Genomic DNA, 15,491 nt, shown 5'->3' on the forward strand with positions numbered 1-15,491 from the left:
GCCGCCAATCAGCGCGGCGGCCTGCTTAGGTCTGCCTAAGCAGGCTTGCCGTTCCTGCCCGCGCCCCGGCAGGGCTCGCCCGCCTGCGTAGCCGCCGCGCCGTGCAGCAGCCAGGAAACCAGGCGCATCGCCCGCGCGACAAGCTCGCGCCGGCCTGCTTCGTCTGCTTCCAGGTACTCGGCCGACAGGTGGAAGAGATGGAAGACGATGTCGGCGCAGGCCGCGTCGATGGTGGCGCGCGGCAACGACGGGTAGAGTTGCAGCCGCTCCATATCCTCGGCGATCTCGGCGGCGACGTCGGCCAGCAGGCCGCGAATGGCCGCGCGCAGCGCGGGCTGCGGCCCCGTGCTGCCGCACAGTGCCAGCAAGAGCGCGTCGGCATGGTCGTGCGCATAGGCGAAGAAGGCCGCACAGGTGCGCTCGGCCACCACCTGCGAGCTGTCGCGCGCGGCCGCCCATCGCACCTCGCGCAGCATCGGCCGCAATTCCGCGCTGACCTCGGCCACCGCCGTCAGGGCCAGGTCTTCCATGTCGCGGAAGTGACGGTAGAAGGTGTTCGGATTGAGGCCGGCCTCGCGGGCCAGCTCGCGCAGCCCCAGCGAGGCAAAGCTGCGCTTGGCGGCGGCCAGCCGCAAAGCGGCGTCGATCAGTCTGCGTTTGCCGTCGGCAATGTCTTCCATGTGCAGCAAGGTCCACGGGCGCAGGCCCGCGCGTGTCGAATGGTTCTGGGGAATGGCCGCCTGTCATTCAAACGGCCGCGGCTGCTGGCCGATTCGCTGGCCGATTCGAATTGACACTCAGTCTACATTCGTCTACTTTGTTGTGGAAGTAGACGAGTGTCTACCGTCTTTCGGGTTTGCCCCCTGGATGTCCCGCGCCGGCCTGGGAATTCGCGCCGGCAGTTTTCCATCGCTTCGCCGAACGTGAACGCACGCCATGCCCCAAGCCGTATCTTCCTCGCCCGAGGCGCCTGTCGCGCCTGCCGCACCCGTCACCCCCCAGTCGCCGGCGCCTTCCCTGCAGCCGATCCCGCGCGATCCCGGCTGGCCGCTGGTGGGCAATATGCTGCAGATCACGCCGGGCGCCTTCGGCCAGCACCTGCTCAAGCGCGCGCGGGCGCATCAGGGCATCTTCGAGCTCGACTTCGCCGGGCGCAGCGTGCCCTTCGTCAGCTCCGCCGCGCTGGTGGCCGAGCTGGCCGATGCCACGCGCTTCCGCAAGCACATCGGTCCGCCGCTGTCTTTCCTGCGCGACATGGCCGGCGACGGCCTGTTCACCGCCCACAGTGATGAAGCCAACTGGGGCCGCGCCCACCGCATCCTGATGCCGGCCTTCAGCCAGCGCGCAATGAAAGGCTATTTCGACGTCATGCTGCGCGTGGCCATGCGGCTGGTGGACAAGTGGGACCGCCAGGGCCCGGATGCCGATATCGCCGTGTCCGACGACATGACGCGGCTGACGCTGGACACCATCGCGCTGTCCGGCTTCGGCTACGACTTCGATTCCTTCGCCAGCGAGCAGCTGCACCCCTTCATCCATGCCATGGTGGGCGCGCTGGAAGAGGCCATGGGCAAGATGACCCGCTTCGGCTGGCAGGACCGTTTCATGCACGCGGCGCACCGCAAGTTCGCCGAGGACACGCGCTTCATGCGCGAGCTGGTCGACGATGTGGTCCGCCGCCGGCGCCAGTCCCCCACATCGGCGCATGACCTGCTCAACCTGATGCTGGAGGCGCGCGATCCGGATACCGACCAGCGCCTGGACGACGTCAACATCCGCAACCAGGTCATCACCTTCCTGATCGCCGGGCACGAGACCACCAGCGGCCTCTTGACCTTCGCGCTGTACGAGCTGATGCGCAACCCGGGCGTGCTGGCCCAGGCCTATGCCGAGGTCGACGCCGTGCTGCCGGGCGACGCGCCGCCGGTCTACGCCGACCTGGCGCGGCTGCCGGTGCTGGACCGCGTGCTCAAGGAAACGCTGCGCCTGTGGCCTACCGCGCCCGCCTTCTCGGTGGCGCCGTTCGAGGACACCGTGATCGGCGGCCGCTACCTGATCCCCAAGAACCGCCGCGTGTCGGTGGTGCTGACGGCGCTGCACCGCGATCCGGCGGTGTGGGCCGACGCCGACCGCTTCGACATCGACCGCTTCCTGCCGGAGAACGAGGCGCGCATCCATCCGCATGGCTACAAGCCCTTCGGCAGCGGCGAGCGCGCCTGCATCGGCCGCCAGTTCGCGCTGACCGAGGCCAAGCTGGCGCTGGCCATGATGCTGCGCCACTTCCACTTCAGCGATCCGCATGACTACCAGTTCCGCATCAAGGAAACGCTGACCATCAAGCCGGACAACTTACTGTTGCGCGCGCGCCGGCGCCGCCCGCACGAGCGCATCGTGGCGCTGTCCGTGCCCGGCGCCAACGTGAACGCGGAGGCTGCGCGCCCGGCCGTGGCCGGCGGCGGCGAAGCGCTGGCGGTGCTGTGCGCCTCCAGCCTGGGCACCGCGCGCGAACTGGCCGAACAGATCCACGCGGGCGCGCTCGCCGCCGGCTACCAAGCCACGCTGCGCGACCTCGACGATGCGCTCGACGCGCTGCCCGCCGAAGGACTGGCGGTGATCGTGGCCGCCACCTACAACGGCCGCGCGCCCGACTCGGCGCGGCGCTTCGAGGCCATGCTCAACGCCAGCGGCGATGCGCCGGGCAGCTACCACGCCGCCGGCCTGCGCTACGCCGTGCTCGGCTGCGGCAACTCGCAGTGGACCACCTACCAGGCCTTCCCCAAGCGGCTCGACGCCTTCTTCGCCGCCGCCGGGGCCCAGCCCTTGCTGCCGCGCGGCGAGGCCGACGGCAACGGCGATTTCGACCAGGCCGCCGAGCAATGGCTGGCGGCGCTGTGGGGCGCGCTCGCCCGGCACCAGCCGGACGGCGCGGGCCGGGAAGCCGGCGCGGAGGGTGCCGCGCCGCTGGCGGTCAAGGTGCAGTTGCGCGGCATCGAGGAGATCCGCGCCGCGGTGCTGCCGGCCGGCACGCAGACCTTCACCGTGCTGGCCAACGAGGAACTGGTGCGCGATCCTGCCGGGCTGTGGGACTTCGCCATCGAGGCACCGCGCACCTCCACGCGCGACATCCGGCTGCGCCTGCCCGCCGGCGCCAGCTATGCCGCCGGCGACCACCTGGCCATCTACCCGCAGAACCATCCGGCGCAGGTGGCGGAACTGTGTGAGCGGCTCGACCTGGATGCCGAGGCCGTGGTCACGCTGAGCGCGGCGCGTGCCGGCGCCGCGCGCGGGCTGCCGCTCGACCAGCCGCTGCCGCTGCGTGCGCTGCTGACGCATTTCGTCGAGCTGCAGGACGTGGTGTCGCGCCACACGCTGCGGCTGCTGGCGCAGCACACGCGCTGCCCGTTCACGCGACAGTCGCTGGAGCGCCTAGGCTCCGACGATGCCGCCGAGGGCTACGCGGCCCAGGTGGCAGCGCGCCGACTCGGCCTGCTCGACGTGCTGGTACGCCATCCGGCCATTGAACTGGACCTGCCCGGCCTGCTGGCCTGCCTGACGCCGATGCGCCCGCGCTTCTACTCGATCGCCTCGTCGCCGCTGGTCTCGCCCGAAGTGGCGACCCTCACCGTCGGCACCGTGCGCGCGCCTGCGCTGTCGGGGCGCGGACAGTTCCGCGGTGTGGCCTCCAACTGGCTTCAAGGGCTGGCGCCGGGCGCCACGGTGGCGGCGGCGGTGCGCACGCCCAATCCGCCCTTCGCCCCGGAAGCCGATCCCGCGCGCCCGATGATCCTGATCGGGCCCGGCACCGGTATCGCGCCCTTCCGCGGCTTCCTGGAAGAGCGCTCCGCGCAGCGGGCGGCAGGGCAGCCGGTGGCCTGCACCGAGCTGTACTTCGGCTGCCGCCATCCGGAGCATGACTGGCTCTACAGGGACGAGTTGCTGGCGTGGCAGCGGCAGGGCGTGGCGCGGCTGCACGTGGCGCACTCGGCCACCGGCGGGCCCCTCCGCTTCGTGCAGGACCTGCTGTGGCAGCAGCGCGGCGAGCTGTGGCAGCAGCTGGCGGCGGACGCGGTCGTCTACTTGTGCGGCGACGGGCGCCAGATGGCGCCGGCGGTGCGCAAGACGCTGATCGACATCGCCGCCGCCGAGGGCGGCATGGACGCCGACGCCGCCTCGGCCTGGTTCGCCGGCCTGGTGGCGCAGGGCCGCTACCGGCAGGACGTATTCAACTGAGACAACTGAGAAGCGGCCGGCGCGCCGCCTGGCAGGATTCGACGGAACATTGTCCGTCGGGCACGGCGCGCCGGTCCTACGCTTGGGGGGACTTTTCCACCACCCCTCGGAGCGTTCCATGGCCACGCCGGCATTGTCGCAGGCCCGGGTACTGGCGGTCTGCCAGGCCCTGTTCACCGCAGCCCTATCCGTCGACCTGACGCTGACCGGCCTGGTCGGCTACACCCTGGCGCCCGACAAGGCACTGGCGACGCTGCCTTTCGCGCTGATCACCGTGGCCTCGGCTGTCACGGCCATCGCTGCCGCCTTCCTCATCGAGCGCCTTGGCCGGCGTGCGGCCTTCTGCCTGGGCGGGCTGGCCTGCACCGCGGGCGGCCTGGTCTCGGTGTGGGCCATCTCGCACCGCCACTTCGTGGCCTTCTGCGCCGGCACCGCGCTGGTCGGCGTGTTCCAGGCCTTCGCGCGCTTCTACCGGCTGGCGGCGGCCGACGCGGCGGCCCCGGCCGACAAGCCGCGCGCCATCGCCGCGGTGCTGACCGGCGGCGTGGTCGCCGCCGTGTGCGGGCCGGCCATTGCCGCCTGGAGCCGCGACATGCTGCAGGCCGAGCCTTTCGCCGGCGCCTACCTCGTGGTGGCCGGGTTCGGCGCGGCCACCATCCTGCTGCTGGCCTTCGCCTACCGCGAGCCGCCGCGCGCGGTGGCCGGCGCCGAGCCCGGCGCGGGACTGCCCGCGCGGCCGCTCGGCGAGATCGTGCGCCGGCCGGTGTTCCTGGCCGCCTTTGCCAACAACGGCATCGGCAACGCGGTGATGATGTTCGTGATGACCGCCACGCCGATCGCCGCCGTCGCCTGCGGGCACACCATCGGCCAGGGCGCGCAGATCATCGAGTGGCACCTGGTCGGTATGTACGCGCCCTCGTTCTTTTCCGGCTGGCTGTTGCAGCGCTTCGGCACCGCGCGCATGCTGGCCTGCGGCACCCTGCTGTGCGCCGCGGCCGCGCTGGCGGCGTTGTCTTCCACCACGCTGCCGGCCTTCTACGTCGCGTTGCTATGCCTGGGCGTGGGCTGGAATTTCATGTTCGTCGGCGGCACCGCCTTGCTGGCCGCGTCCTACCGCCCGGCCGAGCGCGCCCGCACCCAGGCGGCGGCCGAGTTTTCCACCGCGGTGCTGACCGCCCTGGCCACGCTGGCGGCCGGCCAGGTGCTGCACCGGCACGGCTGGCAGGCGGTCAACCTGGCCGTGCTGCCGGCACTCGGTGTGGCGCTGGCGTTGACTCTCGCCTGGCAGCGCCATGCGCGGCGCGAAGGGCTGTCGGCCGCCGCGGCGGCGGCAGGCACGGCCAATTGAGCCACGCCGCGAGCGGAAGGGGCCGGCCCGGTATGATCGTGGGCGGACCCGTCCACACTGCCGCCATGCCATCCCGTCCCCAACTCGTCACCGAACCACCGCGCCGGGTGGTCGTCGTCGCACCGGATCCGGCGCAGGAACTCGACGTGACCGGCCCGACCGCCGTGTTCGGCCAGGCCAACCGGCTGAGCGGCCGCGCCAGCCCCCCTTACCAGATACACGTCGCCAGCGTGCGCGACGACGGCATGATCCGCACCGAGAGCGGTCTCAGGCTGCTGGCCGACGCCCCTTACCACGGCATCGAGGCCTGCCTGGGCGGGCCCATCGATACGCTGCTCATCGCCGGCGGCGCGGGCCATGCGCGCGCCGCGGACGACGCGCGCCTGACCGCCTGGCTGCGCGCGCAGGCCCCGCGCGTGCGACGGCTCGGTGCTGTGTGCACCGGTGCGTTCGTGCTGGCCGCCACCGGCCTGCTCGATGCCCACCGTGCCACCACCCACTGGCGCCATGCCGACCGGCTCGCCACGCGGCACCCCCGCGTGCGGGTCGACCCCGATCCGATCTGGATCCGCGAGGGCGGGCTCTATACCTCCGCTGGTGTGACCGCCGGCATGGACCTGGCACTGGCCCTGGTCGAGGAAGATCTGGGCTACGCGGCCTCGCTGGAAGTGGCGCGCGAACTGGTGCTGTTCCTGCGCCGGCCCGGCACCCAGGCGCAGTTTTCCACTGTGCTGCAGGCGCAGGCGGCGCAGAGCCCCGAGCTCCGTGAACTGCAGGCCTGGATCGCCGACCACCTGGCGCATGACCTGTCAGTGGCAGTGCTGGCCGAGCGCGTGGCGATGAGTCCGCGCAACTTCGCCCGCGTGTTCGCGCGCGAGGTCGGCGAGACCCCGGCGCGCTACGTCGAGGGACTGCGGGTGGAAGCGGTACGGCGCATGCTGGAGGCGGGCGACCAGCGTCTCGAGGCCGTGGCGCGCACTGCCGGCTTCGGCAATGCCGACGTCATGCGCCAGGCCTTCCTGCGCCATGTGCAGACCACGCCGGAACGCTACCGCGCGGCCTTCCGGGCCGGGGTCGCGGCCTGAGCGGCGGCAAGCGCCGCCTGGACGGGACGGAGGGGAAGAAGGGAGTGAAGGGAAGGCGCGGCGGCCGCGCCCGTGCGATGCCGCCGCGCCTCAGCGCACCTCAGCGCGCCGCTTGCAGCGCGGCGATGCGCTGCTCGATCGGCGGATGGCTGGAGAACAGCGCCATCCACGACTTGCCGCCGGCGATGCCCATGGCCTGCATGTTCTGCGGCAGGCCTTCGGCGTCGAGGCCGCCCAGGCGGCGCAGGGCCGCCACCATCGGCGAGGGCGTGCCCATCAGTTGGGCCGCGCCGGCGTCGGCCCGATATTCGCGCTGGCGCGAGAAGGTCGCCACGATGACGCTGGCCAGGATGCCGAAGACGATCTCGCAGACGATCACGGTCACCATGTAGCCGATGCCGGGGCCGCTGGATTCCTCGTCGTTCTTGCGCAGCATCGAGTCGACGAAGTAGCCGACCACGCGCGCAAGGAAGATCACGAAGGTGTTCACCACGCCTTGGACCAGCGTGAGCGTGACCATGTCGCCGTTGGCGACGTGGGCCACTTCGTGCGCCAGCACGGCTTCCACCTCATCTTCCGACATGGACTGCAGCAGGCCGGTGGACACCGCCACCAGGGAGCTGTTCTTGCTCGCCCCGGTGGCGAAGGCGTTGGGCTCGCCTTCGTAGATGGCCACCTCGGGCATCGGCAGGCCGGCGCGCGTGGCCAGCTTCTCCACCGTCTGCACCAGCCACAGTTCGCGGCTGGTGCTGGGGTGGGTGATGACCTGGGCGCCGGTCGACCATTTGGCGATGGGCTTGGACATCAGCAGCGAGATGAACGCGCCGCCGAAGCCCATCAGCGCCGCGAAGGCCAGCAGCATGCCGAGGTTGAGTCCGTTGGCGGTCAGGAAGCGGTTCACGCCGAGCAGGCTGGCAGTGAAGCTGAGGACGAGCATGACGGCGAGGTTGGTCGCCAGGAAGAGCAGGATACGTTTCATGTTGTGGATAACTGTTGTGGATAACAGCAGGGGACGACAAGGGAATGCGGCCAGGCCGCGAACGCGCACCGCGCCATCGGCGCGACAGGCGAGAAAACAGCGAAAAAAAAAGCGGGAAGGGTGCGCGGTCAGGGCCGCGCGAAGGCGTCAGCCGCGCGGGGGGCGCGGCGGCTGGGGCAGGTCGGGGTCGGGCAGGGCGGCGCCGGTGTAGCGTGGCGCACCGGCCCGGGCGGGCAGCGCGGCCAGCCGCGGCGGCGTTGGCGGGAGCCACTGTTCGGCCAGGTCGGCGCCGGCCTGGGCGCCTTCAGCAGCCTTGCCGCTCGGGTCGCCGAGCGGGCTGCGGGAATCCTGTTCGCCATGGTCGGCGCTTGCGTCGGCAGTGCTGCCGGCGCTCAGGCCGCACTCGACGTTCATCGCGGCCGCCAGCGGGAGTGCGCGGTCCAGCCGCTCCAGCCCGGCCGCGCGCGCGCCGGCGGCTGCCCAGCTCTGCACGGGCAGGAAGGCAAGCAGCAGGATCAGCAGCAGGAGGCGGAAGGGACGGAAGAGCCGCAAGGGTCGCTAAAGTCGCAAAGGTCGCTTTTGGCGGTCGGATGGCGATGCGTTGACTGCGGATTCTACAGGATGCAGACCCTGTCGCAGCCCGTCCGGCAGCCCCGTCAGGCAGGCGCGCCGCTTCTGGGCTACACTGTCATAAGTCTAAAGCTACTACAGGGTTGAGGAGTTCCTATGCGTATCGGAGAACTGGCGCGCCGCAGCGGCTGTGACGTAGAGACGATCCGCTACTACGAGCGTGAGAGCCTGCTGGACTCGCCCCAACGTGAAGACAACGGCTATCGCCGCTATGGCGAGTCCCATGTGGTGCAGCTCAACTTCGTGCGCCACTGCCGCTCTCTGGGCATGAGCCTGGCCGATGTGCGCCGCCTGCGCGACTTCGAGCGCAATCCCGACCTGGCCTGCGATGACATCAATGCCCTGCTGGATCGGCAGATCGAACAGATCCATGCGCAGCGCGTGGCGCTGGAGACCTTGGAGAGCCAGTTGCGGGCGCTGCGTCACACCTGCATCCAGCCGCATCAGGTAAGCGAGTGCGGCATCCTGCAGAACCTGCAACAGGCCGCAGCCGGCGCCGGCTGCGAGTGCCATGCGCACGGCTGAGGCGGCGCCTGTGCTACGATGCCGGTTCCTGTCGCAATGGCACGCGGTGCCACAGACGGGGCGTGCAGCCAGCCTGCGCGGCAAATGATGCACCCGATGTGAGCCCTCGCTCGCGCCGAAACGGCGCAGCCGTGGCCAGAATATCCCGACTTCCCATTTTTGCAATGATGCCCGACCGCCTGCCGACGATCGCCACCTTGCCTGCCCGCCTTGCGCGGCAGGCAGGCGCGCGCGCGCGCGTGGCGGGCATGCGGGTCACGCCCGCCCTGTCTTGCAGCCGGATCAGCAAGCCGCTTGATCCGGCCCGGTTCCCGGCCTGACCGCCTTCGCAGCTTGCGGGCACGGGCCGGACCGGGCCCGGGCAGCAGGCCGCCTGGCATCGTTCCAGCCGGCGTTTTCCCCAGCATTTCCCAGTAATTGATCCGATGCGCGCCATCAGCGGCGCCGGTCCGGGCTTGATCGCCCGCGGTCTGGCCCGGCGGGCAGCATCAAGCACCAGGAGGCTTACCATGACCGCTTCTTCCGCGAAAAAGACCACGCTCTACCTGACCGAGCTCGACGTGACCCGCCTCGAGCGCATCGCCGAACGGGCGGGCAACGCACAACTGTCCGAGATGCTCGATGCGCTGCTCGAGCGCGCTGCCGTGGTGGCGCCGGAGGCCATCCCGCGCGATGTGGTGACCATGAATTCCCAGCTTCGCTGCGCGCTCGAGGGCGATGCCACGCCTCGCGACTGGACCCTCGTCTACCCGGACGCCGCCGATTTCGACGCCGGCCGGCTCTCCGTCCTGTCGCCGGTGGGGCAGGCATTGCTCGGCGCGCAGGCGGGCGAGACCGTCGGCTACCGGCTGCCGGACGGCAGGGAACAGCGCGTGACCGTGGTCGAGATCGCCTTCCAGCCCGAAGCCAACGGGCAGTACAACCTCTGAGCTCCGCCGGGCGATGTGCTTCAAGGCAGTCATCAGCCCGAATCCCTCCTTCTGAAAGTGCTTCAGGCGGCGCTATTGCCGCCTGAATGCCTTTTCCGCCCGGCGCGCCGGGCCCCCGTTCATCCCACCTCCCGGCGTTTCACGGCTCGCAACTCACCATTCGTCGCAGCGGTGTTTGTCCTGTCCAGGCGAGCAACTAATCTACAGTCCGTGCTCGCATCGCAACATGCCATGTCGTCGGCGCATGCAGGCAGGAATACACAAAAAAGACGATAGCCCAGTTGAAGGAGTCCGAAATGATCGCCAAACGCCTTATTGGCGGTGTGCTGGTGTTTGCCGCTGTGGCCGCTTCGGCCACGGCGCTTGCCGCCCCCGCCCGCAGCAAGGTCGGCAAGTTCGACGTCTACGCGGATGCACTGCGCGTCGGCAAGGCCGATCCCTATACCGATGGCTCCAAGATCAGCAGGTACGACACCTACACCGACGGTGCCAAGTCGGGCAAGTTCGACCCGTATAGCGACGGCACGCGGACCGGCAGGTTCGACCCGTACAGCGAAGGCTTGCGTGCTCCCGGTGGCCCGATCGCGGCCTCTTCGCTTGACAACTCCCGCTCCGGCGACGGCTCGCTTTACGGCTATCGCGTCTGACGTGAGGCCGTCCGCCTGAGCGCGGACGGCTCCTCCCGCCCGCGGCCGCCGCAAGGTGGCCGCCACGTTTATCTACCGCCTGCCCGCTCGACCTCCTCCTCCTTCTCTCTTCGCCGGGCAGGCGACTTTTCTTTCGGTCTTCCTCCGTGGCGGTGGCTGCCGTGACCCGAGCCACCGCCAGGCATTGGCGCGCGCTAGCTAGCGCCGGCGTTGCAGCCGGCCGATCAGCGCATAGAGCAGCGGCACGGCCAAGGTACCGAGCACGGTCGCACCCAGCATGCCGCCCAGCACGCCGGTGCCGACGGCGCGCTGCGCCGCAGCGCCGGGGCCGCTGCTGAGCACGAGCGGCACCACGCCGAGGATGAAGGCCAGCGAGGTCATCACCACCGGGCGCAGGCGCTGGCGCGCCGCCTGCTGCGCCGCTTCGAGCAGGCCCATGCCGCCGCTGCGCAGCTGCTGCGCGTACTCGACCACCAGGATCGCATTCTTGGCCGCCAGCCCCATCACCACCACCAGGCCGACCTTGAAGTAGACGTCGTTGGGCATGCCGCCCAGCCAGATCGCCACGGCCGCGCCGATCATGCCTGCCGGCACCACGGCCAGCACCGCCAGCGGCAAGGTCCAGCTCTCGTAGAGCGCCACCAGGCACAGAAAGATGAACAGGGCCGAGCAGGCGAACAGCCAGGGGGCCTGGTCGCCGCTCTGCAATTGCTCGAAGGCGCGGCCGGTCCAGCGCACGCCGTACTCCGGGCCCAGCTCGCGTACCAGGGCGGTCAACCGCGCCATCGCCGTGCCGCTGCTGTAGCCGGCTGCGGTATCGGCACTGATGCGCACCGACGGCACACCGTTGAAGCGCTCCAGCGTGGTTTCGCCATTACCCCATGCCAGGCTGGCGAAGGCGCCGAGCGAGACCATCTGGCCGTGCGCGTTGCGCACGTGCACGCGCGCCAGTTGCTCGGGCTGCATGCGGTGCGGCGCATCGGCCTGGAGGATCACGCGGCGGATGCGGCCCTCGCGCGTCACCTCGTCCACATAGCGCGAGCCCAGCGTCGACGCCAGCGCGTGATGGATCGTCTCGGCCTCGACGCCGAAGCTCTCCGCCTTGCGGTAGTCGATGCGCAGGTCCAGTGCCGACGTGGGCTGGGCCGCGGTGGCACGCACCTCGCGCAGCGCCGGGTCCGCCTCGGCCGCCGCCAGCAGCTTGTCGCGCGCCGCGAACAGGGCCTCACGGCTGGCACCGTGGGCCGAGGTCAGGCGCATGTCGATGCCGCTGGTGCTGCCAAGTTCGGGCAGGGCCGAGCTGTTGTAGGCGAACAGTTGGGCGTCGCCGCGCCCGGGCCAGCGCTCCAGGTCGGCGGACAGCCGCTCCAGCACCGCGGCGGCCTTGTCCTTGCTGCCGCGCTGCTCCCAGTCGGTCAGCGACAGCACCAGGTTGGCCCGCTGCTCGCCGTTGCCGCCATTGCCCCAGCCGATCACGGCAAAGGTGGACCTGAGCGGATAGCCTCGGTCGCGCAGCCAGTGCTCCAGGCCGGCGACCAGCGTGCGCGTCTGCTCCTGCGTGCTGCCGGTCGGCAGCTCGATGTCGACCACCAGCTCGCCGGTGTCTTCCTCGGGCAGGAAGCCGCTCGGCGTCTGCGACAGGCCGTAGCCGCAGGCCAGCGCCAGCGCCAGGTAGGCGCCCAGCCAGCGCAGGCGGCGCCGCTGCGCGCCCGCCACCCAGCGCCCGTAACGCCCGGTCAGCGCAGTGAAGCGGCGCTCGAACCAGGCCAGCGGCCCGCTCGCCGGCGCCGCGCTGTGGCGCAGCAGCCCGGCGCACATGGCCGGCGTAAGCGACAGCGCGAAGAACAGCGAGAAGGCGATCGAGATGGCCAGCGTGACGGCGAAGTGGCGGTAGATCACGCCGACCGCGCTGCCGAAGAAGGCCATCGGCACGAACACCGCGCACAGCACCAGGGTGACCGCCAGCAGTGCGCCCGACACCTCGCGCATCGAGCTCGCGGCGGCTTCGCGCGCGCTCACGCCCTGTTCGTGCACGATGCGCTCGACGTTCTCCACCACCACGATGGCGTCGTCGACCAGGATGCCGATGGCCAGCACCACGCCGAACAGCGTGATCGCGTTCAGCGACATGCCCAGCGCGTACAGGCAGGCCACCGTGCCCAGCAGCGATACCGGCACCACCACCACCGGGATCAGCGTGGCGCGCAGGTTGCCCAGGAAGAGGTAGAGGATCAGGAAGACCAGCACCACCGCCTCGACCAGGGTCAACAGCACACGCGAGATCGAGCGCTGCACGAAGCCGGCATTGTCATAGGAGACCTCGTAGCGCACGCCGACGGGAAAGCCCGGCGCGGCTGCGTCCAGCGCGGCACGCACCGTGCGCGAGGTGGCCAGCACATTGGCGCCGTCGGCCAGTTTCAGGCCGATGGAGGCGGCCGGGCGGCTGTCCAGGGTCGAGCCGAAGCGATAATCGCTGGCGGCCAGTTCCACGCGCGCCACGTCGCGCAGCAGCACGGCGGTGCCGTCGAGGCTGTTGCCACGCACGACGATATTGCCGAAGGCTTCGGGATCGGCCAGCGGCGCCGGCGGGCGCACCGTGGCCTGGAACGGCTGGCCGGGCAGGGCGGGGGCGCCGCCGAGCTGGCCGGGCGTGACGTTGCCATTGCGAGCCTTGATGGCAGCCTCGATCTCATCCGTGTTCAGGCCCAGTGCATTCAGCTTGTCCGGGTCGAACCAGATGCGCATCGCGTACTCGGAGCCATAAGCCTCGGCCTTGCCGATGCCCGGCAGGCGCCGCAGCATCGGCAGGATGGAGCCGGCGACGAAATCGCCCAGCGCGGTCTCGTCGAGCTGGTTGCCATCGGAGACCAGCGACACGTACATGAAGGCGCTGCTGCTGGCCTGGTCCACATACACGCCCCCGCGCCGCACCGTTTCGGGCAAGAGCGGCTCGGCCTGGGCCACGCGGTTGCGCACGTTGACCTGGGCCAGCTGCGGATCGGTGCCCTGGCGGAAGGACAGCGTGACCGTGGCGGCGCCAGGCTCGCTGCTGGAATCCAGGTGCAGCAGGCCGGGAATGCCGTGCATCTGCTGTTCGAGCACCGCGGTCACGCGGTCCTCGACCGTGCGCGCCGAGGCGCCGGGATAGTCGGCATAGACGATGACCATGGGCGGCGCCACCGCCGGATACTGGGCGATGGGAATGCGCGTCAGGGCCAGCAGGCCCGCGACCACGGTCAGGATGGCAAGCACCCAGGCAAAGGCCGGGCGGCGAAGGAAGAAGGACGCCATAGGTGACGACGGATGAACGGCATGGGCTGCCCTCAGAAACGGCGTGCGGCGGCGTGCGTGCGGCAGCACCGCGGCATCGTTGCAAGAGTGCGGCAGGCAGGGAATGAAGCGGCGGGGAGGGGCGGGCTGGCTGTCGGGTCCGCCGACCCTAAGTGTGCGGGCCGAAGCCGCGCAGCAGAGAGTCGAACAGCACGCGCCGGCGGTGCGCCAAGGGCTGCCAGTGCTCGCGCGACAGGTGCTCGAAGGTGATTTCGAGAGCAGCCAGCCCGTGCGCCGCGGTCCACAGCGCGTCGGCCACGTCCTCGGGCCGGTGATGGGCGGCGATGCCGCCGGCGGCCTGCAGGTCCTGCACGCAGGCCTCGAGCACCGAGCCGACCGGATCCTGCGGGAAGCGTTGCTGCCAGCGCAGGTCGATCGCACGTTCCGCCTCGGCGGGCAGGCCCATCATCAGCATCAGGTGGTAGCCATGGCGGTTGGCCATGGCCCAGTCCAGATAGGCGGCGAATACGGCCGGCAGCGCCTGGCCGGGCTGGCAGCCCTCGCGGGCCGCGGCCAGCGCCTGTGCCAGGCGTACCCAGTCCTGCGCGCACAGCTCGAACAGCAACGCGGCCTTGTCCTCGAAGTGCCGATAGATAGCCGCGGCGCTATAGCCGCAGCGCTCGCCGACGCGGCGCAGCGTGACCCCCGCGTAGCCGGCTTCGGCGAACAGGGCGCGCGCTGCGTCGAAGAAACCTTGCCGTACCGCTTCGCGGCGTGCGGCGGCACCCGGCGAGCGGGCGGCCGGCGCATCGGGCACGGTTTGCGGGAGCGAGGGCGTGGCGGACATGTGGCGCATTATAAACATCGTCCATTTTGTGAACAACGTTTACTAAGTGGAATTCACGCCACACCGATGAGGGGATTCCCGTCATCCGCCAACGGGGAAGACGGGCGTCCGCCTCAGAGCTGCTTGGCCGCGAAGGTATCGCAGCGGCGCATGTCGCCGGTGGTCAGGCCCTGGCGCAGCCAGCGGACACGCTGCTCGCTGGTGCCGTGGGTGAAGGCTTCGGGCACCACATAGCCTTGGGCCTGTTTCTGCAGGCGATCGTCGCCGATGGCCGCGGCGGCGCGCAGGCCGTCTTCGATATCGCCCGGTTCCAGCAGGTTCTGGTTGATCCGCTGCGCGTTGGCCGCCCACACACCGGCCAGGCAGTCCGCCTGCAACTCCATGCGCACCGACAACTGGTTGGCCTGCGCCTCGCCCATGCGGCGGCGGGCCGAGTCAACCTTCTCCGACACGCCCAGCAGGTTCTGCACATGGTGGCCGACCTCGTGCGCGATCACATAGGCCTGGGCGAAGTCGCCGCCCGCGCCGAAGCGCTGGCGCAGCTCGTTGTAGAAGGCCAGGTCGATGTAGACCTTGTGGTCGCCCGGGCAATAGAAGGGCCCCATGGCCGACTTGCCGGTGCCGCAGGCGGTAGGCGTGGCGTTGGAGAACAGCACCAGCGTGGGCGGTTCGTAGCGGCGGCCCAGCTCGGTCTCGAAGACACGCTCCCAGGTGCGCTCGGTGCTGCCCAGCACCTTGCGCGTGAACACCGTGAGGTGGTCGGTGGCCGGCGCATGCGCCGGCGCTTGCCGCTGCTGCGCGCTTTCGGAGCCTTGCAGCACCTGCGCGCCCTGCATGATCATGCGCGGGTCGATGCCGAAGAAATAGGACGCCGCCAGGGCGACGATGATGGTGCCGATGCCGATGGTGCCCGGCCCGCCGAACCCGCCGCCACCACCGCGGCGGTCTTCCACGTTCTGGCTTTCGGCTTCGTCGTCAAGACGCATGATGACTCCGTGATG

General features: G+C 70.4%; 12 protein-coding genes. 6 read left to right on the plus strand and 6 right to left on the minus strand.

Features of this window, described 5'->3' with window-relative positions; all coding sequences use genetic code 11:
* Nucleotides 1-35: 35 nt before the first annotated feature.
* Complete coding sequence (locus AC1Z3O_RS19710) at nt 36-680, minus strand: TetR family transcriptional regulator (RefSeq protein ID WP_483517377.1); 645 nt, start codon at nt 678-680, stop codon at nt 36-38.
* Nucleotides 681-936: 256 nt separating this feature from the next.
* Here AC1Z3O_RS19710 and AC1Z3O_RS19715 point away from each other — a divergent pair, with 256 nt between their 5' ends.
* The 3 genes from AC1Z3O_RS19715 (at nt 937) to AC1Z3O_RS19725 (ending at nt 6,663) form a co-directional block, all read left to right on the plus strand.
* Nucleotides 937-4,230 carry a bifunctional cytochrome P450/NADPH--P450 reductase gene (locus tag AC1Z3O_RS19715; RefSeq protein WP_483517378.1) on the plus strand — a complete coding sequence of 1,098 codons (3,294 nt, stop codon included), beginning with the start codon at nt 937-939 and terminating at the stop codon, nt 4,228-4,230.
* Nucleotides 4,231-4,348: 118 nt separating this feature from the next.
* Nucleotides 4,349-5,578: an MFS transporter gene (locus AC1Z3O_RS19720; RefSeq protein ID WP_483517379.1), complete on the plus strand. Its 1,230-nt coding sequence runs from the start codon at nt 4,349-4,351 to the stop codon at nt 5,576-5,578.
* A gap of 65 nt (nt 5,579-5,643) precedes the next feature.
* Complete coding sequence (locus AC1Z3O_RS19725) at nt 5,644-6,663, plus strand: GlxA family transcriptional regulator (protein ID WP_483517380.1); 1,020 nt, start codon at nt 5,644-5,646, stop codon at nt 6,661-6,663.
* A 100-nt stretch (nt 6,664-6,763) separates the two neighbouring features.
* Here AC1Z3O_RS19725 and htpX read toward each other — a convergent pair whose 3' ends face one another.
* Both htpX and AC1Z3O_RS19735 read right to left on the minus strand, forming a co-directional pair.
* Nucleotides 6,764-7,642 carry a protease HtpX gene (gene htpX, locus AC1Z3O_RS19730; protein WP_483517381.1) on the minus strand — a complete coding sequence of 293 codons (879 nt, stop codon included), beginning with the start codon at nt 7,640-7,642 and terminating at the stop codon, nt 6,764-6,766.
* 147 nt (nt 7,643-7,789) lie between these two features.
* A complete protein-coding gene (locus tag AC1Z3O_RS19735) occupies nt 7,790-8,194 on the minus strand; it encodes a hypothetical protein (RefSeq protein WP_483517382.1) in 405 nt (134 codons plus the stop codon).
* 174 nt (nt 8,195-8,368) lie between these two features.
* Between AC1Z3O_RS19735 and AC1Z3O_RS19740 the strand changes: the two genes are divergently transcribed.
* From AC1Z3O_RS19740 to AC1Z3O_RS19750, 3 genes are all read left to right on the plus strand, one after another.
* On the plus strand, nt 8,369-8,797 hold the full coding sequence (locus tag AC1Z3O_RS19740; RefSeq protein ID WP_483517383.1) for a Cd(II)/Pb(II)-responsive transcriptional regulator: 429 nt from the start codon (nt 8,369-8,371) through the stop codon (nt 8,795-8,797).
* A gap of 509 nt (nt 8,798-9,306) precedes the next feature.
* Nucleotides 9,307-9,726: a nucleoside diphosphate kinase regulator gene (rnk, locus tag AC1Z3O_RS19745; RefSeq protein ID WP_483517384.1), complete on the plus strand. Its 420-nt coding sequence runs from the start codon at nt 9,307-9,309 to the stop codon at nt 9,724-9,726.
* 296 nt (nt 9,727-10,022) lie between these two features.
* On the plus strand, nt 10,023-10,373 hold the full coding sequence (locus AC1Z3O_RS19750; RefSeq protein ID WP_483517385.1) for a hypothetical protein: 351 nt from the start codon (nt 10,023-10,025) through the stop codon (nt 10,371-10,373).
* 198 nt (nt 10,374-10,571) lie between these two features.
* Here the strand turns inward: AC1Z3O_RS19750 and AC1Z3O_RS19755 are convergent, their stop codons facing one another.
* The 3 genes from AC1Z3O_RS19755 to ypfJ form a co-directional block, all read right to left on the minus strand.
* Nucleotides 10,572-13,664, minus strand: a complete 3,093-nt coding sequence (locus AC1Z3O_RS19755; RefSeq protein WP_483517386.1) for an efflux RND transporter permease subunit — start codon at nt 13,662-13,664, stop codon at nt 10,572-10,574.
* 148 nt (nt 13,665-13,812) lie between these two features.
* Complete coding sequence (locus tag AC1Z3O_RS19760; RefSeq protein ID WP_483517387.1) at nt 13,813-14,499, minus strand: TetR/AcrR family transcriptional regulator; 687 nt, start codon at nt 14,497-14,499, stop codon at nt 13,813-13,815.
* A 104-nt stretch (nt 14,500-14,603) separates the two neighbouring features.
* A complete protein-coding gene (ypfJ, locus tag AC1Z3O_RS19765) occupies nt 14,604-15,476 on the minus strand; it encodes a KPN_02809 family neutral zinc metallopeptidase (RefSeq protein ID WP_483517388.1) in 873 nt (290 codons plus the stop codon).
* Between the last annotated feature and the right edge of the window lie 15 nt (nt 15,477-15,491).

Source organism: Cupriavidus sp. 09_S30, assembly GCF_056930435.1.